Below are 7,656 nucleotides of genomic sequence, written 5' to 3'. Positions count from 1 at the left end.
TTTTCTGCCCTATTTATTTTTCGTTAGAAATTTAAACTTTTAATGATCTTAATCAAGTTTCTTGCTAGAATACGCAAGAATTTAGTACCTAATGATTATTTTAAGAAGGAAAATTTTATGGCTTACACTCTACCTGAACTAGGCTATGCCTACGATGCATTAGAACCACATTTCGATGCGCAAACAATGGAAATTCACTACAGCAAACACCACCAAGCTTATGTGAACAACGCTAACGCTATTTTAGAAACGTTACCGCAATTTGCTGAGCTTTGCCCGGGTGAGTTAATCACCAAGTTAGCAGAAGTGCCAGCAGATAAACGCACAGGTTTACGCAACAATGCCGGTGGCCACGTTAATCATAGCTTGTTCTGGAAAAGCTTGAAAAAAGGCACTACCTTACAAGGTGCGTTAAAAGACGCCATTATCCGTGATTTCGGTTCTGTGGAAGCATTCCAAGCAGAATTTGAAAAAGCTGCGGCAACCCGTTTCGGTTCTGGCTGGGCGTGGTTAGTGTTAAACAACGGTAAATTAGAAGTAGTTTCCACTGCAAACCAAGACAGCCCATTAATGGGTAAAGAAATCGCAGGTTGCGAAGGCTACCCAATTTTCGGTTTAGATGTTTGGGAACACGCATACTACTTAAAATTCCAAAACCGCCGTCCAGACTACATTAAAGAATTCTGGAACGTAGTGAACTGGGATTACGCAGCAGAGCGTTTTGAGAAAAAAGTAAACATCTAATTCATCATTCAAAATGAATTTCATATTATCCCCTCTTTAATGAGGGGATTTTTTTATCTTTCTTCTAAAAAAAATAGGCAAGTTATTCACTCGCCTATTTTCCGATTTAGCTAATTTTAGAGGTTTAGATTAAAAATGCGTTGTTTAGCGAGCAACGCTTAAACAAGGCTGAATTTGGTTTAAGATTTCTTTTACTAAACGTGCAGGGGCGGCGACCACGTTGCCTGATGTTAAATAGCTGTGTCCGCCTTCAAAATCTGTGACTAAACAACCTGCTTCGCGGGTGATAAGATCACCTGCTGCAATATCCCAAGCTTTCACGCCCATTTCAAAATAGCCATCAACACGGTTAGCAGCTACATAGCACATATCTAACGCAGCTGAGCCAGTACGGCGGAAGTCAGCCACTTTACCTTCATTAACAAGATTGCTCATCATTGCAAATTGCGTTGGCATTGCCGACATTTTTTTGAATGGGAAACCGGTAGCTAAGATTGTGCCTTGCAATTCACGCTTGGTGTTTTCTGCACGCAGACGTAGTTCGTTGATTTTTGCACCTTGTCCACGCACAGCGGTGAAGAGTTCATTACGGATAGGATCATAAACCACGCCAACTTCGGTTCTGCCTTTCACGCGAACCGCGATAGAAACCGAAAAGTGCGGCAATCCTTTGATGAAATTTGTCGTGCCATCTAGTGGATCAATCACCCATTGCACATCGCTTTCTTTACCTTCTAACGCGCCACTCTCTTCAGTAATAATGGTATGGTCAGGATAGGCTTTTTGGATCACATCAATAATAGCTGCTTCAGAAGCTTTATCAATATTGGTAACAAAATCATTCGCGCTTTTTGCCACCGCTTGAATATCATCACGGCGTTCATAACCTTTAGCAATAATATTGCCCGCTTTTCGTGCCGCACGAATAGCGATATTTAACATTGGATTCATATTTCCACCAGATTTTAAAGAACATCATTTAAGGGCAGGAATTATAGTGATTTTTTAAGCAAAAAGCGAGAAAAACCCTGTTGGGCGCGAAAAATTTTCCTATTTCTGACCGCACTTTGTGGGTATTGTGCTAGAATACCCACAATTTGTAGTCAGATAATGCAGAATCAAAATGTTAGAAAATATTCGCATTGTGCTAGTAGAAACCTCTCATAGCGGCAATATTGGATCAGCGGCGCGTGCAATGAAAACAATGGGATTGAGCCAGCTTTATCTCGTAGCACCGAAACAAGGTGTTGATGAGCAAGCCATTGCATTAGCGGCGGGGGCTGATGATGTGGTGAGAAACGCAGTTATCGTGCCAACCTTTGATCAAGCCGTGGCAGATTGTGAATTTGTTATTGGCACAAGCGCTCGCCTGCGCCATTTGCAAAGCACCTTACTTGAACCCCGTGCTTGTGCGGAAAAAGCGGTCGCCTTTGCGAAACAACATAAAGTTGCTATCGTGTTCGGGCGCGAACGTATTGGGCTAACCAATGAAGAATTGCTGAAATGTCGTTATCATTTAACCATTCCTGCTAATCCTGATTATTCTTCGCTGAATTTAGCAATGGCAGTGCAATTAATAAGCTATGAATTGCGAATGGCGTGGTTAGAAAAAAATAAAAAGGAAGGAAATAAAAAAGACATGGATTTTTCTCTTTCATCAATAGAAAGCACCTATCCAACGGCACAGGAATTAGAATACTTTTTTGCCCATACGGAACGTCTTTATCAACAGCTAGGTTTCATTCAAAATCAAGGTGTTATGCAAAAATTAAGACGTTTATATCTGCGCGCTGAAGTGGAAAAAAATGAATTAAATATCCTACGCGGAATGTTAAGTGCGGTGGAAAAAAGCGGAAATTTCAATAGGGAATAGTTGACTAATTTAGAAGGTTATGTAAGATAACCGCCTAATTGCTAGAAGGAAGTAGAAGATGAAATTAACGTCAAAAGGTCGTTATGCTGTAACTGCGATTTTAGATATTGCATTAAATACTGAAAATGGCCCTGTTAGCTTGGCTGATATTTCAGAAAGACAGCATATTTCCCTTTCTTATTTAGAACAATTATTCGCAAAATTACGCCGCCACGGTTTAGTGAAAAGTGTGCGTGGCCCTGGTGGGGGGTATCAGCTTGGGCAACCAAGCGATAAAATTTCCATTGGCATGATCATCGCTGCGGTGAATGAAAATATCACCGTAACCCGTTGCTTAGGACAAGGGGATTGCAAAGGCGGGCAGCAATGTTTAACCCATTCATTATGGGACGAACTCAGCCAGCGAATTGAAAATTTTTTAAATGAAATTACTTTGGCGGAACTGGTGGAAAAACATCATCAGGAAAAGCCTCAGCACCGTCATCATAAAGATTTTGACAATTTAGTGATGCTAAACGAAAACGCTTAGTGTTTTATCGTCAAAATCCTTCGCCTTAAAAATAAAGCTCTTAGCTTTAATAAATAAAGTGCGGTGCAAAATAATAGATTTTTTTTAGGAGTGTAGAATGAAATTACCTATTTATTTAGATTATGCGGCAACTTGCCCTGTGGACGAACGTGTTGCCAAAAAAATGATGGAGTTTTTAACCATCGAAGGCACGTTCGGGAACCCTGCTTCCCGTTCTCATAAATTCGGCTGGCAAGCAGAAGAAGCCGTTGATGTGGCGCGTAATCACATTGCCGATTTAATCGGTGCGGATAGCCGTGAAATCGTGTTTACGTCAGGCGCAACAGAAGCTGACAACCTTGCAATTAAAGGTGCTGCGCATTTTTATCAAAGCAAAGGCAAACACATTATCACCTGCAAAACAGAACACAAAGCGGTGCTAGATACTTGCCGTCAATTAGAACGTGAAGGCTTTGAAGTTACCTACTTAACACCGAAATCAGACGGTTTAATCGACTTAGAAGAATTAAAAAATGCAATGCGTGATGACACCATTTTAGTGTCTATTATGCACGTTAATAACGAAATTGGTGTGATCCAAGATATTAAAGCCATTGGCGATCTTTGCCGTGAGCGCAAAATTATTTTCCACACCGATGCCACCCAAAGCGTAGGCAAATTACCGATCAATTTAGCGGAACTGAACGTGGATTTAATGTCAATGTCGAGCCACAAACTTTACGGACCAAAAGGTATCGGGGCATTATATGTTCGCCGTAAACCGCGTGTGCGTTTAGAAGCCATTATTCACGGCGGTGGCCACGAACGTGGAATGCGTTCAGGTACATTGCCTGTTCACCAAATCGTAGGTATGGGCGAAGCCTATCGTATCTGCAAAGAAGAAATGGCGACCGAAATGCCACGCTTAAAAGCATTGCGTGATCGTTTGTACAACGGCTTAAAAAACATCGAAGAAACCTATGTGAACGGTTCAATGGAACACCGTGTGGACAACAACCTCAACATCAGCTTCAACTATGTGGAAGGTGAAAGTTTAATGATGGCATTGCGTGATATTGCTGTTTCATCAGGTTCAGCTTGTACTTCAGCCAGCCTTGAGCCGTCTTATGTGTTGCGTGCTTTAGGATTAAACGATGAGCTTGCACACAGCTCAATCCGCTTCACCGTTGGGCGTTATACCACCGAAGAAGAAATTGATTACACCATCAATCTGGTGAAAGGTGCGGTGGAAAAATTAAGAGAATTATCCCCATTATGGGATATGTTCAAAGAAGGCATTGATCTTAACTCAATTGAGTGGACTCACCATTAATTTAGCAAAAGGAACAGAAAAATGGCATATAGCGACAAAGTAATCGATCATTATGAGAACCCGCGTAACGTAGGTTCATTCGACAAAAAAGATCCAACCGTGGGAAGTGGAATGGTGGGCGCGCCTGCTTGTGGCGATGTAATGCAGTTACAAATCAAAGTGAATGATGATGGCATTATTGAAGATGCAAAATTCAAAACATACGGCTGCGGTTCAGCCATTGCTTCAAGCTCATTGATCACTGAATGGGTGAAAGGCAAATCTCTTGATGAAGCCCAAGCCATCAAAAATAGCCAAATTGCGGAAGAATTAGAACTTCCACCAGTAAAAGTGCATTGCTCTATTTTGGCAGAAGATGCCATTAAAGCAGCTATCGCTGATTACAAAGCAAAACGCGGCGAATAATTTAAGCAAATAAAAGTGCGGTGAAATTTAACCGCACTTTTCATCATTTTGTGGAGAACCTTATGAGCGTAACATTAACCGAAAGTGCAGCAAATCGCGTCAAAACCTTCCTTGCTAACCGTGGCAAAGGCATTGGGTTACGCTTAGGCATTAAAACCTCAGGCTGTTCAGGCTTGGCTTATGTGCTTGAATTTGTGGATACCTTAAACGAAGACGATCAAGTCTTTGAAGATCACGGTGTAAAAGTGATCGTGGATACCAAAAGTTTGGTGTATCTCAACGGCACACAACTTGATTTTGTCAAAGAAGGCTTAAACGAAGGGTTCAAATTCACCAATCCTAACGTGAAAGATGAATGTGGCTGCGGCGAAAGTTTTAACGTTTAATAGGAACACCAATGAGCAATCCTTTTGCATTATTTGATTTGCCAGTGGCATTTTCACTTGATCTTGATCTCTTGAATAACCGTTATTTGGCATTGCAAAAATCCCTGCATCCCGATAATTTTGCACATCGTTCAACGCAAGAACAGCGTTTAGCAATGCAAAAATCGGCAGAAGTGAATGATGCCTTGCAAATATTAAAAGATCCCATTGCCCGTGCTGATAGCATTATTGCCTTGCATTTAGGCAGCCAAAATGTGGAAGAAAAAACCAGCCAAGATATGGCATTTTTAATGCAACAAATGCAATGGCGCGAAGAGCTTGAAGACATTGAACAGCAGAAAGACAGCGATGCGCTAATGCAGTTTTCTGAGCAAATCAGCGCACAACGGCAGGAAATTTTAAGCCAATTAAACACCGCACTTTCTGCGCAAGATTGGGCAACGGCACAAATGCTGACGGATCGTTTACGTTTCATCAAAAAACTGTTACTTGAAGTTGAACGCATTGAAGACAACTTAATGGATTTTTAAAGAGAATAACAATGGCTTTATTACAAATTGCGGAACCAGGACAAACCAGCGCGCCGCACCAACACAAATTAGCGGTGGGCATTGATCTTGGCACAACCAATTCCCTTGTTGCCACCGTGCGCAGTGGAATGGCAGAAATTTTATTGGACGAAAAAGAGCGTGCATTAACGCCTTCAATTGTTAATTTTTCTGCCAATCAGCCCGTGCTTGTGGGGTATGAAGCTGGGGAATTAGCTAGTCTTGATCCGCAAAATACCATTATTTCTGTTAAGCGTTTAATCGGTCGTTCATTGGCGGACGTGCAAAATCGCTACCCGAATTTGCCTTACCGTTTTCAACAAAGTGAAAATGGTTTGCCTTTATTTGAAAGCGCGCAAGGTGTGCGTAGCCCGATTGAAGTTTCAAGTGAAATTCTGAAAAAATTGACCGCACTTGCAGAAAAACGCCTAGGCGGCGAATTACAAGGGGCGGTGATCACCGTGCCAGCCTATTTTGATGACGCACAACGTCAAAGCACCAAAGATGCAGCGAAATTGGCAGGGTTAAACGTATTACGTTTACTTAACGAACCCACCGCTGCCGCCATTGCCTACGGCTTAGACAGCGGACAAGAAGGCGTCATTGCGGTTTATGATTTGGGTGGCGGCACCTTTGATATTTCCATTTTGCGTTTATCCAAAGGCGTGTTTGAAGTGCTGGCTACGGGCGGTGATACGGCATTGGGCGGTGATGATTTCGATCATCTCATCGCCGATTGGATCGTGGAACAATCTGGCATTGCACCGAAAAATGATCAACAAACCCGTGAGCTTTGGAATTTAGCGAAACAGCTGAAAACCGAGTTGTCTGACGCACAAAGTAGCTGTGTTGAATATCAAAATTGGCAAGGCGAGCTTAGCCGTGAAACCTTTAATCAGCTCATTGAGCCTTTAGTGAAGCGCTCATTAATGGCTTGTCGCCGAGCATTAAAAGATGCTGGCATCAGTCCGCAAGATGTGCGAGAAGTGGTGATGGTGGGCGGTTCAACCCGTGTGCCGTTTGTGCGTGAAAAAGTGGGCGAGTTTTTCCAACGTGAGCCATTAACCTCTATCGATCCTGATAAAGTTGTAGCACTTGGTGCGGCTATTCAAGCGGATATTTTAGTGGGCAACAAGCCAGATAGCGAAATGCTGCTACTGGACGTGATTCCGCTTTCCTTGGGGATTGAAACAATGGGCGGTTTAGTGGAAAAAATTATTCCACGCAATACCACCATTCCTGTGGCAAGAGCGCAAGAGTTCACCACCTTTAAAGACGGGCAAACCGCAATGAGCGTGCATATTGTGCAAGGTGAGCGTGAAATGGTGGCAGATTGCCGATCCCTAGCGCGTTTTACCTTGCGTGGTATTCCACCAATGGCAGCAGGGGCTGCGCATATTCGTGTTACCTATCAAGTGGACGCAGATGGTTTGCTGAGTGTAACCGCAATGGAAAAATCCACTGGCGTGCAATCTTCCATTCAGGTGAAACCCTCTTACGGGCTAACTGATGAAGAAATTGCCGCAATGTTGAAAGCCTCAATGGAAAACGCCAAAGAAGACATTCAAGCACGTTTATTAGCGGAACAGCGAGTGGAAGCAACCCGTGTGATTGAAAGCGTGCATTCTGCCTTGCAACAGGACGAAAGCCTGTTGAATGATGAAGAATTAAGTGCGGTGAAAAATGCGTTAATTTCGCTGCAAGAATTAGTACAACAAGAAGATAGCCTTGCCATTAAGCAAGGCATTAAAGCCTTGGATCGTGCCACGCAAGAATTTGCGGCACGCCGTATGGATAAATCAATTAGAACCGCTCTTTCTGGGCATTCTATTGATGAAATTGAGAATTTTAAGGAATAG

General features: G+C 42.7%; 9 protein-coding genes. 8 read left to right on the top strand and 1 reads right to left on the bottom strand.

From position 1 onward, the window contains the following. The first annotated feature begins 117 nt into the window (after positions 1-117). On the top strand, positions 118-744 hold the full coding sequence (gene sodA / locus ACLS0A_RS09650) for a superoxide dismutase [Mn] (RefSeq protein WP_103853942.1): 627 nt from the start codon (positions 118-120) through the stop codon (positions 742-744). Positions 745-888: 144 nt separating this feature from the next. On the opposite strand, the gene suhB is transcribed toward sodA, so the two are convergent. Continuing rightward, on the bottom strand, positions 889-1,695 hold the full coding sequence (suhB, locus tag ACLS0A_RS09645) for an inositol-1-monophosphatase (RefSeq protein ID WP_416083321.1): 807 nt from the start codon (positions 1,693-1,695) through the stop codon (positions 889-891). A gap of 172 nt (positions 1,696-1,867) precedes the next feature. Between suhB and trmJ the strand changes: the two genes are divergently transcribed. The 7 genes from trmJ to hscA all read left to right on the top strand — a co-directional run bounded on the left by trmJ (position 1,868) and on the right by hscA (position 7,656). Continuing rightward, the gene (gene trmJ, locus ACLS0A_RS09640; protein ID WP_416083320.1) at positions 1,868-2,617 is read left to right on the top strand and encodes a tRNA (cytosine(32)/uridine(32)-2'-O)-methyltransferase TrmJ; all 750 of its coding nucleotides are present in this window, start codon (positions 1,868-1,870) and stop codon (positions 2,615-2,617) included. 58 nt (positions 2,618-2,675) lie between these two features. Continuing rightward, entirely contained in the window at positions 2,676-3,146 is a 471-nt protein-coding gene (gene iscR / locus ACLS0A_RS09635) for a Fe-S cluster assembly transcriptional regulator IscR (protein ID WP_035686202.1), read from the top strand. 97 nt (positions 3,147-3,243) lie between these two features. Further along, entirely contained in the window at positions 3,244-4,458 is a 1,215-nt protein-coding gene (locus ACLS0A_RS09630) for an IscS subfamily cysteine desulfurase (RefSeq protein WP_416083319.1), read from the top strand. A gap of 21 nt (positions 4,459-4,479) precedes the next feature. Further along, complete coding sequence (gene iscU / locus ACLS0A_RS09625) at positions 4,480-4,863, top strand: Fe-S cluster assembly scaffold IscU (protein ID WP_035686196.1); 384 nt, start codon at positions 4,480-4,482, stop codon at positions 4,861-4,863. Positions 4,864-4,925: 62 nt separating this feature from the next. Further along, a complete protein-coding gene (iscA, locus tag ACLS0A_RS09620; protein WP_035686194.1) occupies positions 4,926-5,249 on the top strand; it encodes an iron-sulfur cluster assembly protein IscA in 324 nt (107 codons plus the stop codon). Between the two features lie 11 nt (positions 5,250-5,260). Then, positions 5,261-5,779: a Fe-S protein assembly co-chaperone HscB gene (gene hscB, locus ACLS0A_RS09615; RefSeq protein WP_416083318.1), complete on the top strand. Its 519-nt coding sequence runs from the start codon at positions 5,261-5,263 to the stop codon at positions 5,777-5,779. A gap of 11 nt (positions 5,780-5,790) precedes the next feature. Further along, positions 5,791-7,656, top strand: a complete 1,866-nt coding sequence (gene hscA, locus ACLS0A_RS09610) for a Fe-S protein assembly chaperone HscA (RefSeq protein ID WP_416083317.1) — start codon at positions 5,791-5,793, stop codon at positions 7,654-7,656.

This window comes from Avibacterium volantium (assembly GCF_049366555.1).
Taxonomy (GTDB): domain Bacteria; phylum Pseudomonadota; class Gammaproteobacteria; order Enterobacterales; family Pasteurellaceae; genus Avibacterium; species Avibacterium volantium_A.
This window is presented reverse-complemented; position numbering and strand designations above follow the sequence as displayed.